Annotated in this window: 19 protein-coding genes and 1 other annotated feature; of the genes, 17 read left to right on the top strand and 2 right to left on the bottom strand. The window is 50.0% G+C overall.

Annotated elements, in window-relative coordinates; all coding sequences use genetic code 11:
• Positions 1-27: 27 nt before the first annotated feature.
• The gene (locus tag F4V51_RS21130) at positions 28-1,101 is read right to left on the bottom strand and encodes a M42 family metallopeptidase (RefSeq protein WP_153979494.1); all 1,074 of its coding nucleotides are present in this window, start codon (positions 1,099-1,101) and stop codon (positions 28-30) included.
• A 623-nt stretch (positions 1,102-1,724) separates the two neighbouring features.
• On the opposite strand from F4V51_RS21130, the gene spoVAC reads away from it, so the two are divergent.
• From spoVAC to leuS, 17 genes are all read left to right on the top strand, one after another.
• The gene (gene spoVAC, locus F4V51_RS21125) at positions 1,725-2,231 is read left to right on the top strand and encodes a stage V sporulation protein AC (protein ID WP_193723918.1); all 507 of its coding nucleotides are present in this window, start codon (positions 1,725-1,727) and stop codon (positions 2,229-2,231) included.
• The gene (gene spoVAD / locus F4V51_RS21120; RefSeq protein WP_153979492.1) at positions 2,228-3,244 is read left to right on the top strand and encodes a stage V sporulation protein AD; all 1,017 of its coding nucleotides are present in this window, start codon (positions 2,228-2,230) and stop codon (positions 3,242-3,244) included. The genes spoVAC and spoVAD overlap by 4 nt, the downstream gene beginning before the upstream one ends.
• Positions 3,245-3,247: 3 nt before the next feature.
• Entirely contained in the window at positions 3,248-3,598 is a 351-nt protein-coding gene (gene spoVAE, locus F4V51_RS21115; protein WP_095289795.1) for a stage V sporulation protein AE, read from the top strand.
• A 208-nt stretch (positions 3,599-3,806) separates the two neighbouring features.
• A complete protein-coding gene (locus F4V51_RS21110) occupies positions 3,807-4,763 on the top strand; it encodes an AAA family ATPase (protein WP_095289796.1) in 957 nt (318 codons plus the stop codon).
• A 3-nt stretch (positions 4,764-4,766) separates the two neighbouring features.
• Positions 4,767-6,014 carry a DUF58 domain-containing protein gene (locus F4V51_RS21105; protein WP_153979491.1) on the top strand — a complete coding sequence of 416 codons (1,248 nt, stop codon included), beginning with the start codon at positions 4,767-4,769 and terminating at the stop codon, positions 6,012-6,014.
• Positions 6,011-8,224 carry a transglutaminase TgpA family protein gene (locus tag F4V51_RS21100; protein WP_153979490.1) on the top strand — a complete coding sequence of 738 codons (2,214 nt, stop codon included), beginning with the start codon at positions 6,011-6,013 and terminating at the stop codon, positions 8,222-8,224. Before F4V51_RS21105 ends, F4V51_RS21100 begins: the two co-directional genes overlap by 4 nt.
• Positions 8,225-8,333: 109 nt before the next feature.
• On the top strand, positions 8,334-8,861 hold the full coding sequence (locus F4V51_RS21095) for a YqeG family HAD IIIA-type phosphatase (RefSeq protein WP_095359536.1): 528 nt from the start codon (positions 8,334-8,336) through the stop codon (positions 8,859-8,861).
• Positions 8,858-9,985, top strand: coding sequence for a ribosome biogenesis GTPase YqeH (yqeH, locus tag F4V51_RS21090; protein WP_153979489.1), 1,128 nt, complete (start codon positions 8,858-8,860; stop codon positions 9,983-9,985). Before F4V51_RS21095 ends, yqeH begins: the two co-directional genes overlap by 4 nt.
• A 41-nt stretch (positions 9,986-10,026) precedes the next feature.
• Complete coding sequence (aroE, locus tag F4V51_RS21085) at positions 10,027-10,896, top strand: shikimate dehydrogenase (protein ID WP_153979488.1); 870 nt, start codon at positions 10,027-10,029, stop codon at positions 10,894-10,896.
• Positions 10,897-10,980: 84 nt separating this feature from the next.
• Positions 10,981-11,271 carry a ribosome assembly RNA-binding protein YhbY gene (gene yhbY, locus F4V51_RS21080; RefSeq protein ID WP_095289806.1) on the top strand — a complete coding sequence of 97 codons (291 nt, stop codon included), beginning with the start codon at positions 10,981-10,983 and terminating at the stop codon, positions 11,269-11,271.
• A 13-nt stretch (positions 11,272-11,284) separates the two neighbouring features.
• Positions 11,285-11,875, top strand: a complete 591-nt coding sequence (locus F4V51_RS21075; protein ID WP_095289808.1) for a nicotinate-nucleotide adenylyltransferase — start codon at positions 11,285-11,287, stop codon at positions 11,873-11,875.
• Positions 11,859-12,425 carry a bis(5'-nucleosyl)-tetraphosphatase (symmetrical) YqeK gene (yqeK, locus tag F4V51_RS21070; RefSeq protein WP_153979487.1) on the top strand — a complete coding sequence of 189 codons (567 nt, stop codon included), beginning with the start codon at positions 11,859-11,861 and terminating at the stop codon, positions 12,423-12,425. The genes F4V51_RS21075 and yqeK overlap by 17 nt, the downstream gene beginning before the upstream one ends.
• 17 nt (positions 12,426-12,442) lie before the next feature.
• Positions 12,443-12,790, top strand: coding sequence for a ribosome silencing factor (gene rsfS / locus F4V51_RS21065; protein ID WP_153979486.1), 348 nt, complete (start codon positions 12,443-12,445; stop codon positions 12,788-12,790).
• The gene (locus tag F4V51_RS21060) at positions 12,787-13,692 is read left to right on the top strand and encodes a CvfB family protein (RefSeq protein WP_153979485.1); all 906 of its coding nucleotides are present in this window, start codon (positions 12,787-12,789) and stop codon (positions 13,690-13,692) included. The genes rsfS and F4V51_RS21060 overlap by 4 nt, the downstream gene beginning before the upstream one ends.
• A gap of 112 nt (positions 13,693-13,804) precedes the next feature.
• The gene (locus tag F4V51_RS21055) at positions 13,805-14,575 is read left to right on the top strand and encodes a class I SAM-dependent DNA methyltransferase (RefSeq protein WP_153979484.1); all 771 of its coding nucleotides are present in this window, start codon (positions 13,805-13,807) and stop codon (positions 14,573-14,575) included.
• A 178-nt stretch (positions 14,576-14,753) separates the two neighbouring features.
• The gene (locus tag F4V51_RS21050; RefSeq protein ID WP_162009961.1) at positions 14,754-15,710 is read left to right on the top strand and encodes a phosphotransferase family protein; all 957 of its coding nucleotides are present in this window, start codon (positions 14,754-14,756) and stop codon (positions 15,708-15,710) included.
• A gap of 95 nt (positions 15,711-15,805) precedes the next feature.
• Positions 15,806-16,071 (top strand) — a binding site (T-box leader).
• 71 nt (positions 16,072-16,142) lie between these two features.
• The gene (gene leuS, locus F4V51_RS21045) at positions 16,143-18,587 is read left to right on the top strand and encodes a leucine--tRNA ligase (RefSeq protein ID WP_153979482.1); all 2,445 of its coding nucleotides are present in this window, start codon (positions 16,143-16,145) and stop codon (positions 18,585-18,587) included.
• Here the strand turns inward: leuS and comER are convergent.
• On the bottom strand, positions 18,568-19,413 hold the full coding sequence (gene comER / locus F4V51_RS21040) for a late competence protein ComER (RefSeq protein ID WP_153979481.1): 846 nt from the start codon (positions 19,411-19,413) through the stop codon (positions 18,568-18,570). The genes leuS and comER overlap by 20 nt on opposite strands.
• Between the last annotated feature and the right edge of the window lie 66 nt (positions 19,414-19,479).

Raw genomic sequence — 19,479 nt, 5'->3', positions numbered from 1 at the left:
TTTTCAATCCTGTCACTCGCTCAGCATTTATGCATTTTCAATAATGGTGTTCATGGTCGTACGATCCAAACCCTTCACCAATTTGACAAGGAGTGCCTTCGCAGCATCATAGTCATCGGTGTGAATGATGGAAGATGAGGTATGGATGTAACGGGCACAGATCCCAATGACGGTTGAAGGTACGCCAATTCCGCTCAGATGAACTTGTCCTGCATCCGTGCCACCAGGTGAGATAAAGTATTGCATCTTGATCTGGTTCGAAGAAGCCGTATCCTGCACATATTCCACCATGCCGCGGTGAGTGAACATGCCTGGATCGAAAATACGAAGCAGAGCACCTTGCCCAATGTGTCCAAAGGACTGTTTGTCACCTGTCATGTCATTGGCCGCGCTGCAGTCCAGTGCGAAGAAGATGTCTGGTTCAATCAGATTGGCAGCTGTACGCGCACCACGAAGCCCCAATTCCTCCTGAACGGTTGCACCGCAATACAGCGTGTTTGGAAGCTTCTCTTGGTGGAGTGCCTCAACGAGCTCAAGGGCAAGTCCGACACCGTAGCGGTTATCCCAGGCTTTTGCCATGATTTTTTTCGGGTTAGCCATAGGAGTGAATTCACAGATCGGCACGATTTGCATGCCTGGGTGAATGCCCCAAGATTCAGCTTCTGCACGGTTATCCGCACCAATATCCAGGTACATGTGATTCAGATCAACCGGTTTGCTCCGCTGGGACTCATCCAGCAAGTGAGTAGGCGTAGAGCCTACAACGCCCGTAATACGGCGATCCGGAGTAATGATCTGCAGACGTTGGGACAGAACAGCCTGGCTCCACCAGCCGCCAAGCGGTCGGAATTTAACCATGCCCGTCTCCGTAATGCCTGTTGTCATGAAGCCCACTTCATCAAAGTGTCCGGCTACCATAACTTTCGGGCCTGATTCTTCACCGCGAAGTACACCGAAAAGGCTTCCCAGACGATCCTGGACAAATTCCTCTGTATATTGGGAGAACTGCTCCTTCATCCATCCGCGAAGCTCGCGCTCGAATCCGGAAGCGGAAGGGAATTCCGTTAACGTACGAAACATCTCCACTGTTTTTTCATTCATTTGTCGACAACTCCTCTGCTTGTATGTATGACAGTCTCGACAGAACGGCTGCGGACTGTTGTCCTCCATTCATAAAGGACATTATTAACCACTGGTCATATTATAGTATGAACCTTGAACACCTAATTGTCCATGTCTGTGTCACGTATCGACTGGAGGGTTAGTACAATGAACATGAAGTTTCTTTTGGATTGGGCTTTCCCCTCACGCCTTTCACAGCATGATTGAATAGGCAGGAGTTGAGATGCTCCTTGCGTTCCCATAACCGGGATTTTTTATTCGTTTGCTTGACGACAGGAAGGAGTTGGGACATCAGATGAAGCCACCTCATGAAGGCAATGAAGATATCCTTTTTATCGTCCTTTTTATTTTGCTCGTCATCGTACTTCTTTATTTATAGGGAAATACTTCACAGCTGACTGTTGTGCGATTAGCTCAGCTTCTATTTAATCCGGCGTATTGAATTTAAGCAGCTAAACCGTTCTCTCCCCAACTGGAAACAATTGATGCCATTCGCCGGATACATAACCTTCCCACGATTAACAAACAATGAACATAGGATTCCACACGAGATGCAGCGACAAGCTGTGCAACCCATTCGATTTCTAAGGAGGTTCTGAATCTTGCCAGCTCAAACCAAAGGATCCGGCAACGGAAAAAAATCATCATCACTGTCCATCAGCGAACAGGATTACAAGAAAGTAGCCAAAAAGCATGAGCCCGCTCGTCCGATCCTTGCGAACTGTATTAAGGCTTTTTTTGTCGGGGGATTCATTTGCATCATTGGACAGGCTATCCAGGAAGCATTCAAGGCAGGTTTCGATATGACTTCCAAGGAAGCGGCCAGTCCTACGGTTGCGGTCATGATCCTGATCTCCGTTATCCTCACCTGCCTTGGGGTCTACGATAAAATCGCCCAATGGGCCGGAGCAGGAACAGCAGTCCCGGTTACCGGCTTTGCCAACTCGATGTGCTCGGCAGCATTGGAGCACCGTGCGGAGGGACTTGTCCTTGGCGTTGGAGCCAACATGTTTAAGCTAGCCGGATCGGTTATCGTATTCGGTGTCGTGGCTGCCTTTATTATAGGTATCATTTACGCCTGCCTTGGATTAGGAGGTGGGCATCTATGAAGCTTGTCGGTCGCCAAACCTGGCAGTTTGAGAATCGCCCTCGGATTATAGGCAGGGCTGCTGTTGTTGGGCCAGAGGAGGGAGCCGGACCGCTGTCCGCCGATTTCGATTACGTCTATGACAATCTGGAGATTGGTGAGAAAACATGGGAAAAAGGGGAGCGCAAGCTGCTTGAACAAGCTACACAGCTGGCACTCATCAATGCAAACATCACTAAGGAAGAGCTGCAGTTTTTCGTTGGTGGCGATCTCCTCAACCAGATCATCAGCAGTTCCTTTTCGGCTCGCAAACTGGGAGCTCCTTACCTCGGTGTATTTGGGGCTTGTTCGACCTCCATGGAGAGTCTTGCATTAGCATCCCTTATTGTCGATTCAGGTGGAGGGGATTATGTCCTCGCCGGTACGGTTAGCCATAACTGCACAGTGGAAAAACAGTTCCGCTACCCGACCGAGTATGGCTCCCAGAAACCTCCGTATGCACAGTACACCGTGACCGGATCCGGTTGCGGCGTAGTCTCCCGCTCAGGCGAAGGCCCTGTTGTCACGCGGGCCACGATTGGACGGGTCATGGATCTTGGCATCAAGGATCCGTTTAACATGGGGGCAGCCATGGCCCCGGCAGCGGCAGATACCATCGTGTCTCATTTCCGCGATACAGGGGTAGAACCAGGGTATTACGATCTTATCGTCACTGGCGATTTGGCTTCGGTTGGACACCCTATCACGAAAGAACTGTTACAAAAGGAAGGCATCCCCATGGAACAAACGACGTTTAATGACTGTGGACTCATGATTTATGATCGCGAGAAGCAGCCATTCGTTGTAGCAGGCGGCAGCGGCTGCGGCTGCTCAGCGACTGTAACGTATGGACATATATTGAACCGGATGCAAAAAGGCGATCTCAAACGGGTATTGGTTGTGGCCACGGGTGCACTGCTGTCACCGATTTCCTACCAGCAGGGCGAGAGCATCCCGTGTATTGCACATGCCGTAGCCATTGAAAAGGAGGGGTAAACGATGCAATTTTTATGGGCATTTATTGTTGGCGGACTGATCTGTGTGGTGGGTCAGCTGCTGATGGATGGCGTCAAGCTGACGCCGGCTCACACGATGAGTACACTCGTTGTGGCAGGAGCGGTTGCGGATGCGCTCGGATGGTATGATCCACTGGTTAAGTTTGCAGGGGCTGGGGCATCCATCCCCATTACGAGTTTTGGCAATTCACTCGTGCACGGGGCATTGACCGAGCTTGAAAAGGTGGGATGGATCGGGGTTATTACCGGGATATTCGACTTGACGGCTGCAGGGATATCCGCGGCGATTATCTTCTCCTTTCTCGCAGCGCTGGTGGTTCGGCCGAAAGGCTGATGAAGCGCAGTTCAATGGGTTTAGCCATATATGTATACACGAAGAGGCTCCGGATGTTTAACATCCGGGGCTTTTTGTCGCAATCATGTGAGAATGGCGGCCAATCTGACGGCTGGAAACAAATTGTGATTCTCATCGAGTGTACTCGCGCCCGTTGTTCATGTACAATAAAAGGAAATCTGTATGCTTTTTTAGGAGGTTAGACCACATGCCTGTGCGCAAAGAGTCGATCCAAATCATTTCAGCAGTTCGTTCTAATCTAGAATCTTGCATAATGGGGAAATCCTTTGAAATTCAACTTTTGCTCACAGCTTTGCTTGCAGGCGGACACGTTCTGATCGAAGACGTACCCGGAACAGGCAAGACACAGTTGATCAAAGCACTATCGAAATCCATGCGCGGAGAATACCGCCGCATTCAATGTAATCCAGATATTTTGCCAAGTGATATTACAGGTGTATCCGTATTCCACCCGCGTGACGAGCGCTTTTATTTCCGTCCGGGTCCGGTCATGACCAACATCCTTCTGGCGGATGAGATCAACAGGGCAACAACGAAGACCCAATCAGCCCTGCTTGAAGTCATGGAAGAACGCAGTGTAACGGTAGATGGCGATACCTATGATCTGCCGCATCCCTTCATGCTCTGTGCTACACAGAACCCAATCGATTTTGAGGGAACGTATACACTGCCGGAAGCGCAGCTCGACCGGTTTATGCTGAAAATAAGTCTGGGTTATCCCGACAAGGATATTGAGAGAACATTGCTGAAGCAGCATCAGTCAGGACAGCCCGTTGACCGACTGGAGTCCGTAACTCACATGGACCAGATATCGGCGATTCAGCAGGAAATCAAGGAGGTCTTCATCGGTGATCCGGTCATGGACTATCTGCTTGATGTCGTTCGCAATACACGTTCGCATCCGTCCGTGCTGCTGGGGGCCAGCCCGCGTGCAGCCATTTCATTCATGATGGCGGTGAAGGCGTTTGCCTTCCTGCAGGAACGTGATTATGTGCTCCCGGATGACGTAAAAACGATGGCCCCGTACGTCCTTTCCCATCGGATTGTACTGCGTCCTGAAGCGAGACTGGACAGCATGAGCTCTGAAGCCGTACTCAATTCTGTACTTCAGCAGGTTCGTGTGCCCGTCTCCATGGGGCAATAATTCATGAAGCCGCTTTTGAGTAATGTCAGAAGAGGAATGCGCCACCCCCGCGTATGGAGTATCGCGGCGGTGTGGATTTGCTGCTTGGCCTATGTATTATTCCAGGGTGGGAAAACATCCATCATGCTGCTTTCGATGGTGACCCTCCTTTGTCTGTATCTGGCCATTGCCGGATTCAGTGGAGTAAGACGTGCACGCGGTGTAAGAATCCTATCATCGGGTCAGGACCATGAAGAGCTGCTGCATGCCGGTGACCAGGTTCAGGTGAAGCTTCGGCTGACCATCCCCGGATTTTTGCCGCTGCCTTACGTGGTTGTCCGTGAAATGCTGCATCGTCATAACGGGGAATCCTGGTCCTTCAGGGAGAGCCTGATTCCGAATATGCGAGGAAATGGAGAGCTGTCTTTTCAGACTCCGCCGCTGGAGCGCGGCAAATATGCATTTTCAGATACTGAATGTGCAAGCGAGGATATCTTTGGCCTGATTGAGCACCGTGGTACATTCAAGGCCCAAGGCGAGTTTAGGGTGCTACCTCGTACCGTATTCATACCGTACTGGCAGCTGTACGATCGCAAATCACGACTGTCTGGTCCACAAACCGCGCAGACGCGTTCCCGCAGGGAAACAACTCAAATCAACGGTGTTCGTGATTACGTGTATGGTGACAAGCTGTCCCGCATTCACTGGAATGCTACAGCCAAGACAGGGACATGGAAATCCAAGGAGTTTGAACATGAGTCGATACCCAAAACCATTTTGGTACTTGACGCTATGGCGGGCAGTTACGAGCAGGGGGAAACATTTGAGCTGGCGGTTTCCACGGCGGCATCGCTATTGGAGTATGGTACGAGAGAACGGATGGGTATGGGGCTGATGACGCTATCTGACCAAACGACGCTGCTTCCTCCAAGCGAAAGCCTGATGGACCGGCAGAAGATGATGCATCATCTGGTGGATGTCCAGCATGATGGTCAGGACAAAAGACTGCTCCCTGGTATTGAGAAGCTTGCTCGTCAGCTGCCGCAGGGCGCTTACTTTGTAGTCATATCTCCCCAGAAGGATGAAAAGGTACTGGAACTGCTGCGGTGGGCTGATACGCGCGGGATGACACCGTGTCATATTATCCTGGATACCAAGGATTCTCGTCAGAGTGCCGAATGGGCCGCCATGCTGCGAGGGAGAGGCACCAGATCCTTTGTTGTTTCCCATCTGCAGGAACTTCCAACGGTTATGGGGGGAGGTTCTGTATGAGTACGAGTAGTAGAGAACAGTCGATGGGAAAAAGATCCTGGTACCATGCAGCGTCGCTGCTCTGGATTTTCCTGATTGGGATGCAGTGGATTTCGTTTACACAGGAATCCTGGTATACCGAGACGACATCGCTGGTATTATGGACGCTGGCTGCGGTCAGTGTACTGGAGATTATTTTACCTTTCAAAACAATATATCGTAACATCATCAAGGCCTTTGTTCTTATTTATATTTTGCATAAAACACTCATTGATTACTCTGTCTATATTCCTTACGGTACACTGAGCGACCGCACGGAGCAATTTTTGCTGCATTTGACCCCGTACATCTGGTTCTCCCTATGCGCATGGGTCATGCTCGAAGCAGCTCTACGTCTGGTGACGACAACACGCCGTATTCTTGTTTTTCTGGGTGTGAACATCGTTTCGATGGGGATCCTGGATTCCTTCACCCAGATTCCGCTCTGGATTGAAGTGGCCTGGGTCATGTTTGCCGGGATGGGGTGGCTCGTTTGCCAGCACTTCCGCAACTTCCAATTGAACTACCCACAGGGCTGGAAACGATTGCTCCGTTATCCGTACAAAATACTTGCCAACATCGCCATTATTTTTTCTCTGATTATTGTAGCGAGTGTTAACATGCCCGAAGTACCGCCAACGCTGACGGATCCTTATACGGCATGGCGTAACTATACCGGAAGCTCTACCAGCCAGACTGGCAACGGGACGCTGGATATTCCAAGTTCCACAGAGTCCGGATACAGCCGTGAAGATAACCAGCTGGGTGGTGGATTCAACTTTGATTACACACCAGTCATGTCGGTAACGACCAATGAACGGAGTTACTGGCGGGGTGAAACCCGGGAAGAGTACACCGGTACAGGGTGGGATGACCGCAGACGGGTGTCCTCGGAAGATGTAGAGATCGGACAAACCCTTGAGAATGAGGCTGCGGGCAATGTAAATACCAAGCAAGTGACACAAAAGGTAACCATGCTGAACGATAGTGTATATCCAATCCTCTTTGGTGCGTATTCCATAACCGAAGTAAGTTCAGTCAATGGTGAGAACGAATCAGGCCGGATGCTGTGGAATGCGAATCAGGCAGAGCTGCACATTGTCACAGACCGGCAGCAGCCGCAATTTCCTAAAACGTATACGGTTGTATCCGAGGCACCAGTCATCGTGGAAGATGAGCTCCGCACCAAGACGTTTGACGATCTATATGGAAGCAATCCAGCAGACGACATGTACCTGCAGATGCCTTCCCGCTTCCCGGACCGGGTGACAGAGCTTGCGGCCGAAATAACGGCTTCGGCAAATACGCCGTATGAAAAAGTAGCATTACTGCAAAACTACTTACAACAAAACTTTAATTACACCAACAATCCTGATTTATCTCGTAAAGTAAGCAATGATTTTGTTGAAGGATTTTTGTTTGACATCCGTGAGGGGTACTGTGATTATTTCTCTACGGCGCTCGTCATGATGGCACGTTCGGAAGGTATTCCTGCCCGCTGGGTTAAAGGATATGCCCCGGGGCAAATGTCACTTAATTCCGACATGCAGGCTCCACGTCAGCCTGGTGCTGAGATCGAGACGACGTATACCGTGACCAATGCAGATGCCCATTCCTGGGCTGAGGTGTACTTTGGCGAATACGGATGGATTCCGGTTGAAGCGACTCCTGGCTTTGATATGCCTCTGTTGACGGAACAGCCTGATGTGCAGCCAGTAGACGAGCCTGAAGAACAACCCGAAGAAGAACAGGTTGTTGAAGAAGAGCAAGCACCTGCACCTGAACAAGCAGCATCCGGGATTCCCGCGTTTGTAATCTGGGCGGCGGTGGCTGTACTTGCCCTATGGGTTGCTTATATGTTCTGGCGGAATCGCTTCTCACTCCGTTTCTGGCTTCTGCGTCTGCGCACCGGCGGACCACTTACCCCCGAGCAGAAAGTTGTTGCAGAGACGGAACGCTGGATTCGCTATGTGAAACGAAAAGGATTGACCCGAAGCGGAGACGAGACCCTGCGCGAGTCCGTCAACCGGTGGAGTCAGGCCAAACCGGCTGCGGCAGCAACGCTGCAAGAACTGCTGGCGATGTTTGAACGCACGCGTTACAGCCCGGCTTCCGTTACTTCGGACGATTGGAAGGCAGTCTATGAGACAGCCTCGAAGCTGCGCAAGGAACTCAAAGCGGAACGGGCATAGAGGATGCCCGTCCCGTTTTTCCTTTTTCCCATACCAACAGGCACTGTATGCATTTTCAGGAAAGACGGATTTGTGATATAGTGTGTCGTATGAAACTGAGGTGACTTCTTTGTTTAAAATGTTAATGCCCAAGCTGCGAGTAGACACGGTTTTTGACATAAATCTGGAAGAGCTGTACGCTCAAGGCTACCGTGGAATTATAACTGATCTGGATAATACGCTTGTCGGTGCCAAAGCTCCTGATGCCACACCGGAACTGATTGAATGGTTTGCGCGTGTGAAAGAGGCGGGTTTCAAGCTGATGATCGTGTCCAATAACAATTTGAACCGTGTATCTTTGTTTGCGACTCCGCTGGATATCCAGTTTGTGCATAGTGCACGCAAACCATCGAATGCACCGTTTCGTAGAGCAATGAAGATGATGGAGCTTACTCCAGAAAAAACGATTGTGGTAGGCGATCAGATGCTTACGGATGTATATGGAGGCAACCGATTGGGACTTTATACGGTCTTGGTGCTGCCCATTTCCATCGGTGATGAAGGCTTCATGACCCGCTTCAATCGTCGCGTGGAACGGATTGCTCTAACCAGTTTGCGCAAGAAAGGCTTATGGCTCGAGGAGGAAAAGAAGAAATGACAGAAACGCATAACGGCAATCCTGCCGTAAGATGCAGTGGATGCGGAGTGCATCTGCAAACGGAAAATCCGGACAAACCGGGATTTATTCCGGAGAAGGCGCTGGATCGTGAACCGGTCATATGTCAGCGTTGTTTCCGAATCAAAAACTACAATGAGTCATCATCCGTCACGGTGGATCAGGACGAATTCCTGGCTCTTCTCAGCAAAATCGGGGATAAGGATGCACTTGTCATCCATATCGTTGATCTGTTTGACTTTGATGGCAGCATCATTTCCGGTCTGCAGCGTTTTGTAGGGAACAATCCGGTTCTGCTGGCTGTTAACAAAACGGACCTGCTTCCCAAGGTAACCAACTGGAACAAGGTTCGTAACTGGGTACAGAAGCAGGCTAAGGAGCAAGGTTTGCGTACGGTGGATATCGTGCTCTGCAGTGCCAAGCAAAATCAGGGATTTGATCGCCTGCTGGAGCTTGTGGGTACGTATCGCGAGGATCGTGACGTTTACGTGGTCGGCGGTACCAATGTAGGTAAATCGACATTGATTAACCGTCTGATCCGCGACTACAGCGATTTGGAGCAGGAGCTGACAACCTCGCGTTATCCGGGAACGACGCTGGATATGGTCAATATTCCACTGGATGATGGCAAGTTTATTATTGATACGCCGGGAATCATGTATCCATGGCGTTTCAGTGAGATCGTATCACGCAAGGATCTGTCAGCCATCATGCCGGACAAACCGCTTAAACCGGCGGTGTATCAATTGAATGCCGGACAGACGCTGTTCTTTGGTGCCATGGCTCGTTTTGATTTCATTGAAGGTGATCGTCAGTCCTTCACTTGTTATACAAGCAATGCAATCGATATTCACCGGACGAAGCTGGAGCGTGCAGATGATCTGTATCGTGACCACGCCGGAGAACTGCTGTCCCCGCCAAGCCGGGAGGATGCAGCGGATATGCCTGAATGGACACGGCATGAGTTCCGTATCAAACGCGGCAGCCAGTCCGATGTGTTCATTTCCGGTCTGGGCTGGATCAAGGTCAATGGTGAGAATGGGGCGCTTGTCGCTGTACATGCACCAAAAGGTATTCGAGTGCTGGTTCGTCCATCTTTGATCTAGTTATACGGCAAATTGATTCTCTATAGATCGGGGGCGGACGCATGTCAGAACAAAAGAATACCTGTACTTCACTTCCTGTTTTGCTTGGCGTTTTTGGGGATCCGATTGGACATTCCAAGTCACCTGCCATGCATAATGCGGCTCTGGCGACAGCGGGTGTGAACGGATTGTATATGCCGCTTCATGTTCGTCCAGAGCAGCTGGAAGCAGCTGTTAAAGGCATTGTTGCCTTGGGATATCGGGGTGTTAATGTAACGATCCCTCACAAAGAAGAAGTCATGAAATACCTCGATGTCATTGATGATAGTGCGCGGCTGATTGGTGCGGTGAACACGATTGTCAACGATAATGGTAAACTGACTGGGTACAATACCGATGGTATTGGTTATGTTCGTTCGTTGAAGGAAGAAGCAGTACCGGAGCTCGCAGGCAAGAAGATTGCAGTTCTTGGGGCAGGAGGCGCTGCAAGAGGCGTCATCTATGCTCTGGCACTGGAGAAGCCGGAACGGATTAGCATCCTGAATCGTACAGGTGAGAGAGCAGAGGCTCTTGCCTCCGATTTGAGAGGGCACGGATTGGGTAACATCACTGGCAGCGGCTTGGAAGAAGCGGCAGCAGTGTTAGCCTCGGCTGATATCGTGATTAACACTACGGCGGTAGGCATGCATCCGCATATCGATGATGTACCGGTGAATCCGGAGTTGATTCGGGAAGGTGCGGCCGTGAGTGACTTAATCTATAATCCGCTGGAGACACGCTTGCTGCGAGAAGCACGTTTGCGTGGATGCGTTGTGCACGGCGGCCTAGGCATGTTTGTGTATCAGGGCGCGGTCGCATTTGAACACTGGCTCGGCATTCCTGCGCCAGTTGAGACCATGAGACGCGCTGTATTGGATAGTTTTAATAAGTGAAAAATATCATTGAACGGTCAGGCAACAGACAGACGTAAAACGCTGTTACAGTGCCTGCCGGGCATAAGGAGTTATGGAGTAATTATGTTAAACGGTAAACAAAAGCGCTTTTTGCGCTCACAAGCACATCATCTGACCCCTGTATTTCAGATCGGCAAAGGGGGCACCAATGATCATCTGTTCCGTCATATCGAAGAGGCAATTGAGAAACGCGAACTGATGAAAGTGCAAGTGTTGAACAACTGTCTGGATGACAAAAACGAAATCGCTGAAGAAGTAGCTCGGGAAACCGGCAGCGAACTGGTGCAGATTATCGGAAGCACCATCATCCTGTACAAGGAATCACGCGACAACAAACAAATCGAACTTCCTTAGGACGGTGACACGGGTGAAGATTGGCATCATGGGCGGGACGTTTGATCCGATCCACATGGGACATCTGCTCGCAGCCGAAGCTGCAAGAGATTCACATGCCCTGGATGAGATCTGGTTTATGCCTTCCCATGTTCCGCCCCATAAACGCGGAGCAGGAGCTTCGGGACAGCAGCGCCTGGATATGACTGAGGCTGCGGTACAAGGTGTAGAACAGTATGAAGTGCTGGGCATCGAAATGGAGCTCGGCGGGGTGTCCTATACGATCGATACGATGAAGGAATTGTGGCGCCGTTATCCGGAGCATGAATTTTATTTCATTATCGGAGCGGACATGGTGAACTATCTTCCGAAGTGGGAACAGATTGAAGAACTGGCTGCGAAATTAACCTTTATTGGTGTGGGGCGGCCAGGATTTCAGCTGCATCTGGATGACCTGCCGGAGGAACTGCAGGACAGCGTGCTGCTGGCCGAGATGCCTCTGGTGGACATTTCATCCACGGCTGTTCGCAGAAGACTTGCCAAGGGGCATTCGGTACGGTTCATGATCCCTGACGCAGTTCATCAATATATTGTAAGGAGCGGTTTATATGGGGCTAAGCCGTGAAGAATTAATTAAGGCCGTTTCCGGTCAGATGCCGGAGAAGCGCTGGAAGCATACGCTTGGCGTAATGGAAAAGGCTATCCAGTTGGCAGAGAAGTATGGGGCGGATCCGGTCAAAGCCGACCTCGCAGCCATACTGCATGACGTGGCCAAGTACTGGCCTGTATCCGAGATGGAAGCGGTCATCCGTGAAAACGGATTGAACGAAGAACTTTTACAGCATGACAAGCAGCTCTGGCACTCTGAAGTAGGTGCTTTTGTGGCACAGCGGGATTATGGTGTTGATGATCCGGAAATCATTAACGCAATCCGCTGGCATACTTCCGGGCGTGTAGGTATGAGTCTGCTTGATAAGGTTGTATGTCTTGCTGACTATATTGAACCGGGAAGAGATTTCCCGGGCGTAGATCACATTCGTGAGCAGGCAGAGCGCAGCTTGGAAGAGGGACTGATTGCCGGTTTTGATTCCACGATCAGCTTGCTGATCTCGCAGCGCCGCGTCATTTACCCGCTAACGATGTTGTCGCGGAATGATCTGATTGCACACTTATAAAATATGGAGGTTGGTTCATGACAGTATCATCGAAAGAACTTATGAATATGGCGGTAACCGCCGCTGACGATAAAAAGGCATCGAACATTGTAGCACTGGACCTGAAAGGCATCTCTCTAGTTGCAGACTACTTCGTAATCTGTCACGGTAATTCCGATACACAGGTACAGTCCATTGCAACAGAAATTCGCAAACAGGCACATGCAGCTGGCGTTAACATTAAAGGGATCGAGGGCATGGATTCCGCACGTTGGGTGCTGATGGATATGGGCGACGTGGTTGTGCATATTTTCCATCGTGATGAGCGCGAATATTACAACATTGAACGGCTATGGTCTGACGCCAAAGTGGTGGGAACGGTATGAGTTTGATTGCAGGCACGGTCGTCTCCCTGCCCGTTGATCGTGAAGTATCGCCTTTTGGCTACTTTTTGACGACAGGATCGGAAGATGTACTGCTTCACTATACGGAACTCACACGGGATGTCAAAATCGGGGAGACGCTCGAGGTCTTTTTGTTCTTTGATACAGAGGACCGTTTGGCAGCAACCATGAAAAAACCATATCTCACGCTCGGCGAAATGGCCCGACTGGTTGTGGCAGATATACACCCACGCCTTGGTTGTTTCCTTGAGATGGGCCTTGGACGGCAGCTGCTGCTCCCTATCCGTGAATTGCCCGAATTGGAAGAACTGCGCCCACACGTGGGCGATGAAGTTTTTGTTATTATGGAACATGACAAGCAGGGACGTCTTCGCGCCAAATTGGCCGGGGAACGTGAGCTTGCTCCTCTGGCGTTCCACGCCCCAACATCATGGTTGAACGAATGGGTGGAAGCTACGGTGTACAAACCTTTGCAGATGGGTACTTTTGTGCTTGTAGAAGGCGGAGTACTTGGCTTCGGTGCGATCGGCATGATCCATTCATCGGAGCGCAACAGAATGCTGCGGCTGGGTGAAAAGGTGAAATGTCGGGTAACGCTGGTTCGTGAAGACGGGCGTGTAAACCTGGCCATGTCCCCTCGCAAAGAGGTGGGCCGTAACGAAGATGCGGACAAACTTCTTGCGTTTATGAAAGAGCGCCCTATGGGCGGTATGCCTTATTCGGATGCCACTCCACCGGATATCATCAAGCAGCGCTTTGGAATCAGCAAGTCTGCTTTTAAGCGTGCCTTGGGCAAGCTGATGAAAGACGGACTGGTGACGCAGAAGGAAAACTGGACGTATTTGACGGAGTCGGCTCCGAAAGATTCAGATGAAAACAAGTAATCGTTAACGACATATTGGAACGAAGGAAGGCAGGGCAAGGCTGGGTGAACTCCGGACGCCCCTGCTTTTTCTTTTGGAATCGGAAAATGAAATTGAAAGTGCGGTGCCTGACATGTCTTACCGTAAATTTGCTTATGTGTACGATGAATTAATGGAAGATATGCCTTATCCGGACTGGATAAGGTTTGCAAGAACAGCGTGGGAGCAGCACGGCATGCCGAAGAGTGTGGCTGAGCTTGGATGTGGAACAGGGTCCATTACGATCCCACTGGTCAACTCGGGGTTTGAAGTGACGGGCATTGATCTGTCTGCGGATATGTTATCTGTGGCACGAAGCAAAATGGAGGGAACTCCTCAAGGTCATCGATTGTATCGTGAAGGCAGTGTCCGCTGGGTTCAGCAGGATATGCGGGATTGGAGAGTACCCGAACCGGTAGATTCAGTAATCTCCTTCTGTGACTGCATTAATTATTTGCTGGAAAAGGAAGATGTTATTCGTACGTTCCAGCGTACCTACGAGATGCTGAAGCCGGAAGGCACATTCCTGTTTGATGTACACCATCCAGACACCTTGATTCGCTATGAAGAAGAGCAGCCTTTTGTCCTGGATGAACGCTCCGTATCCTATATCTGGACCTGCGACATGGATCGTGAACGGTGTGAGATTGAGCATCATCTCAGCATTTTCTCCCGGGTGGATGACGGCGGCAGGGACATGTACCAGCGTTTCGAAGAGGTTCACGTTCAGCGTGCGTACGATCCGGACTGGATGAAGCTGGAACTGACCAAAGCTGGATTCAGGAATGTCCGTGTATATGCTGATTTCACATGGAAAGAAGCTGGGGAAGGCGCGCAGCGGCTATTTTACGTCGCGGTGAAATAGAATTGCAGATAGGGAACCGTCCTTGCAACAGTGAGGGCGGTTTTTTCCTGTTTTTATGATGAAATGCATTGCCAGCACCAGTGAAGAGAGCCATAATGGACGAAGGTGGAAAACGTGGAAAACGCTTACCCGATCTTGATGAATAGAATTCGTATTTATAAAAAAAGGTGGTGCAGAAGTGGAAAGTACATACAAAACAAGGCTGACTTCAGAACAGCTGAATGCAATTGCCAAGCAACATTTTAATACAGGCATCCTGGAATATAGGGAAATGATTGACGGATGGGCCAACCATGCTTATTATATCTCGCTCGGCAACGGGCAAGAGGTGGTGCTCAAAATCGCTCCTTCCAAGGTTGGTAAACCATTGCGTTGTGAGCAGGATCTCCTGATGGCAGAAGTTCAGGCACTGCGTCTTGTGGGAGAGCTTCGAGATGTACCGGTCCCCCGTGTATTGGCGTGGGATACCACATGCAGTCTTGCTCCGGCGGAGTATTTTATGATGGAATATATGTCTGGCACGCCTTACAACAAGGTCAAAGATCAGTATAGTGCAGCAGAGCAGGCAGAGATTGAAGAGCAGCTTGGTGCATTCAATCGCCGGATCAACGAGATCAAAGGTGAAAAGTTTGGCTATTTTTCAGAAAAGAAACCAAAGTATAACACCTGGAAGGAAGCATTTTTGTGTCTGATGGATGATTTGCTGACCGACGGAAGAGAGGCTGGCGTAAAACTTCCTATGGATTATGATGAGCTTGCCCAATTGATTAGGGAGAAATCGGATGTGCTGAGTGATGTCAACGAGCCGGTACTCATTCACTGGGATCTGTGGGATGGCAATGTATTTGTGGAACAGGGGCGGATTACAGCCATTATTGATTTTGAGCGTTGCCTATGGGCGGATCCTCTGATGGAGCACTACTTCAGTCATTTTAATTATACAAAAGGGTTTGTGAAAGGTTACGGTAGGGCCATCACAACGGAGAGTGAACGAAAACGAAGAAGCTTGTACGATCTGTATTTTGATCTGATCCTGCGGATTGAATGCGAATATCGTCAATATGATAACCAGGAACACATTCAGTGGGCAATCCATAACTTGGAAGAAGGAATCGAGCGATTTCGAATGTCCTAGCCAGAATGGGAAAGAACTGCATTATTTATAGTCAACAAAACAAGCAATATTGACTTTAGTCGTGCTTTTTTATATAATGGTCCCGATATTGTATACATATTTCGATGATAAGGAACAGTAGTGGGTCCTGTACATGACAGAGAGTCGGCGGTTGGTGCAAGCCGATTGACAGTATTTCGCGAACTCGCCTTGGAGAAATGCGGTGATTACACCATCCTGTGCTTTGAATGTTTGGCATTCGTTCAGGAATGGAAATCCGCATCGGTTAACCGCCGTTACAGGTCCAAAGGGAGTGGATGACGAAGCACGTTCGTCCGCTAACTAGGGTGGTACCACGGGAATTCAACCTCTCGTCCCTAGCGCTGCAAACGCTATGGATGCTGAGGTTTTTTTGTTGCAATAAATGTGAATAACCAAGAGGAGGAACAATAGATGAGTGAAAATCACCAGCCGAAGCACGGCTATCAGCCGCAGGTTATGGAGAAAAGTTGGCAGCAGTATTGGGATGAGAACAAAACGTTTAAAACAGGTGAAGACCCGGGTAAACCGAAGTTTTATGCACTCGACATGTTCCCCTATCCATCCGGTTCAGGTCTGCACGTAGGCCACCCGGAAGGGTATACGGCAACAGACATCGTTTCCCGTTTCAAACGTATGCGTGGTTATAATGTGCTTCATCCGATGGGCTGGGATGCTTTCGGTTTGCCTGCTGAGCAGCACGCTCTGGACACGGGCGAGCACCCGCGGGAAATTACATTCCGCAATATCGACAATTTCCGTCGTCAAATCAAGTCCCTTGGTTTCTCGTACGACTGGGATCGTGAGATCAGTACAACAGACCCTGAATACTATAAATGGACACAATGGATCTTCATCCAGTTGTACAAAAAAGGCCTGGCATACGTAGATGAAGTGCCGGTTAACTGGTGTGAAGCGCTGGGTACGGTACTGGCTAACGAAGAGGTTATTGACGGCAAAAGTGAGCGCGGTGGTCATCCGGTTGTACGCAAACCGATGCGTCAATGGGTATTGAAAATCACGGAATATGCAGAGCGCTTGCTGGAAGATCTGGAAGAGCTGGATTGGTCCGAGAGCATCAAGGATATGCAGCGCAACTGGATTGGCAAATCCACAGGTGCAGAGGTTGTATTTGCCATTGAGGGCAGTGAAGAAGTTATCAAAGTGTTTACAACACGTGCGGATACCCTGTTCGGTGCAAGCTTCGCCGTTCTTGCTCCTGAGCATGAATTGGTCGATGCAATTACGACAGCGGAACAGCGTGAAGCCATTAAGGCTTACCAGGAGCAGGCCGCTCGCAAGAGTGATCTGGAACGTACGGATCTGGCCAAAGAAAAAACAGGCGTATTCACTGGTGCCTATGCGATCAATCCGGTTAATGGTGCAAAGCTGCCTATCTGGATTGCGGATTATGTGCTCGCAGGATACGGTACAGGAGCGGTTATGGCAGTTCCAGGTCATGATGGACGGGACTGGGAATTTGCGAAGCAGTTCGGTCTGGACATCATTGAAGTTATCCAGGGTGGGGACGTAACACAAGAGGCTTATGCCGGTGACGGACCGCATGTGAACTCGGACTTCCTGAACGGACTGAATAACGAAGAAGCGATTGCGAAAATGATCGCATGGTTGGAGGAGAATGGTAAGGGGCAAGGAAAAACAACGTATCGCCTGCGCGATTGGTTGTTCAGTCGCCAGCGTTACTGGGGTGAGCCGATTCCAATTCTGCACCTGGAAGATGGAACAATGAAGACGGTGCCGGAAGATCAACTTCCTTTGCTGCTGCCGGATATCGACCAGATCAAACCTTCAGGTACCGGGGAGTCTCCACTGGCGAACGTAACGGAGTGGGTAAATACGGTGGACCCGGAAACGGGAATGAAAGCCCGCCGCGAGACCAATACGATGCCGCAATGGGCGGGAAGCTGCTGGTATTATCTGCGCTTTATCGATCCACACAACGACAAAGAGCTGATCTCCCAGGAGAAACAGCAGCAGTGGCTGCCTGTTGACCTGTATATCGGGGGAGCCGAGCATGCCGTGCTTCACCTGCTGTATGCTCGTTTCTGGCATAAGGTGTTGTATGATCTGGGCGTGGTGAATACTAAGGAGCCATTCCACAAACTGGTGAACCAGGGTATGATTCTGGGAACCAATAATGAGAAAATGAGTAAATCCCGTGGTAATGTCATTAACCCGGATGAAATTGTGAATGAATTCGGAGCCGATACATTGCGTCTCTATGAGATGTTTATGGGACCACTGGAAGCTACAAAACCGTGGAATGCTAACGGGGTAGAGGGTATGTACCGCTTCCTGTCACGCGTATGGCGTCTCTTCATCAACGAGGATACTGGAGCAATCAACGACAAGATCACTGTGGATGGCGGAACGGAAGAATTCAAACGCACAGCTCACAAAACGATCAAAAAAGTTACGGATGATCTGGAACATCTGCGTTTCAACACAGCGATCAGCCAGTTGATGATCTTCATCAACGATGCTTACAAAGCCGATACATTGCCACGTGAAGCGATGGAAAACTTTGTACAGCTCTTGTCCCCACTGGCACCGCACATGGCGGAAGAATTGTGGAGCCGTCTTGGACACGAAGGAGGAATCTCCTACGTAGCTTGGCCGGAGTATGATGAATCCATGACAGTAGATGCTGAAGTGGAGATTGTTGTACAGGTCAACGGCAAAATCGTAACTCGTGCAACGATTGCCAAAGATCTCGATGCACAAGGCATGCAGGACTTTACAATGGAACTGGCACCTGTCAAACAGGCTCTGGAAGGCAAGACCATTCGCAAGGTCATTGCCGTTCCAGGCAAACTTGTTAATATTGTTGCCGGTTAATTTCACCGGCTCTAAATACTTCATCCAGCTTCAACAAGTCCTCTTCGTACTTGTCGTGGGTTGTATGGATTAGGCTGTCGAATACACCGTTCAGGCTGTTTTTCATTAAAGCAAGTGCCTGGGCGGTAATGCCACCGGGAACGGCAACGCGAGCCTGGAGCTCTTGGGGGGTATATCCTCCTTCCGTCAGCAGCTTGCCTGTTCCGAGGAGCATTTCACCTGCAAGAGCGCAGGCGTCTGCGCGTTTGATCCCTGTTAGTTTGACGGCACTCTCGATCCATTGTTCCAGGAAGAAGGATATGAATGCAGGTCCGCAGCTCGAAAAATCGGATGTGATCCGGGTGCAGGCTTCATCGACTTGGTAAGGTCTGCTGAAGTGACTGAGAAGTCCCTCCAGAACGGATCGGTCTTCAGTGGTCATGCGTTCGCCATGAATGCACAGGGATGCTCCGCTGCCAACCTGGTGCGTAACGCTGGGGATAACTTTGGAGACTTTGCAAGGAAGTGAAGATTCCAGATGACGCAGCTGCACGGGACTGGTAATCGAGACGATGATATGATTGGAATTTACAACAGGCAGAATGTCGTCAATAACATGCTTGAATTCGAGTGGTTTCACGCATAGAAATATGATGTTGCTTCGTATGACAGTTTCCCGATTGCTCTGTGATTCATGCAGTCCGGGATAACGGAGGGATAACTGACGCACTTTGGAAGGGGTCCGATTGCTTGCGGCGATCTGCCGGGGCTCGAGTGCTCCGGATTGAATCAAGGCATAGATCAGCAGGCTTCCCATGCTGCCGGTTCCGATAAATCCAACCTTCATTGTTTCAGGCCTCCTTTCATGCTTTACGGTACTGGCGCAGTTCGTTCCTTCTAGTCTATGCACCAG

Source organism: Paenibacillus xylanilyticus (assembly GCF_009664365.1).
GTDB lineage: Bacteria > Bacillota > Bacilli > Paenibacillales > Paenibacillaceae > Paenibacillus > Paenibacillus xylanilyticus_A.
The sequence above is the reverse complement of the archived record's forward strand: the minus strand, read 5'-3'. Positions and strand labels throughout refer to the sequence as shown.

What these genes read in the sequence shown, in the direction of transcription:
- aroE (WP_153979488.1), top strand. Translation starts at nt 10,027, where the DNA reads ATGTCAGAACAAAAGAATACCTGTACTTCACTTCCTGTTTTGCTTGGC.
- F4V51_RS21055 (WP_153979484.1), top strand. Translation starts at nt 13,805, where the DNA reads ATGTCTTACCGTAAATTTGCTTATGTGTACGATGAATTAATGGAAGAT.
- F4V51_RS21060 (WP_153979485.1), top strand. Translation starts at nt 12,787, where the DNA reads ATGAGTTTGATTGCAGGCACGGTCGTCTCCCTGCCCGTTGATCGTGAA.
- F4V51_RS21100 (WP_153979490.1), top strand. Translation starts at nt 6,011, where the DNA reads ATGAGTACGAGTAGTAGAGAACAGTCGATGGGAAAAAGATCCTGGTAC.
- yqeH (WP_153979489.1), top strand. Translation starts at nt 8,858, where the DNA reads ATGACAGAAACGCATAACGGCAATCCTGCCGTAAGATGCAGTGGATGC.
- F4V51_RS21130 (WP_153979494.1), bottom strand. Translation starts at nt 1,101, where the DNA reads ATGAATGAAAAAACAGTGGAGATGTTTCGTACGTTAACGGAATTCCCT.
- yqeK (WP_153979487.1), top strand. Translation starts at nt 11,859, where the DNA reads ATGGGGCTAAGCCGTGAAGAATTAATTAAGGCCGTTTCCGGTCAGATG.
- rsfS (WP_153979486.1), top strand. Translation starts at nt 12,443, where the DNA reads ATGACAGTATCATCGAAAGAACTTATGAATATGGCGGTAACCGCCGCT.
- comER (WP_153979481.1), bottom strand. Translation starts at nt 19,413, where the DNA reads ATGAAGGTTGGATTTATCGGAACCGGCAGCATGGGAAGCCTGCTGATC.
- F4V51_RS21105 (WP_153979491.1), top strand. Translation starts at nt 4,767, where the DNA reads ATGAAGCCGCTTTTGAGTAATGTCAGAAGAGGAATGCGCCACCCCCGC.
- yhbY (WP_095289806.1), top strand. Translation starts at nt 10,981, where the DNA reads ATGTTAAACGGTAAACAAAAGCGCTTTTTGCGCTCACAAGCACATCAT.
- spoVAE (WP_095289795.1), top strand. Translation starts at nt 3,248, where the DNA reads ATGCAATTTTTATGGGCATTTATTGTTGGCGGACTGATCTGTGTGGTG.
- F4V51_RS21110 (WP_095289796.1), top strand. Translation starts at nt 3,807, where the DNA reads ATGCCTGTGCGCAAAGAGTCGATCCAAATCATTTCAGCAGTTCGTTCT.
- spoVAD (WP_153979492.1), top strand. Translation starts at nt 2,228, where the DNA reads ATGAAGCTTGTCGGTCGCCAAACCTGGCAGTTTGAGAATCGCCCTCGG.
- leuS (WP_153979482.1), top strand. Translation starts at nt 16,143, where the DNA reads ATGAGTGAAAATCACCAGCCGAAGCACGGCTATCAGCCGCAGGTTATG.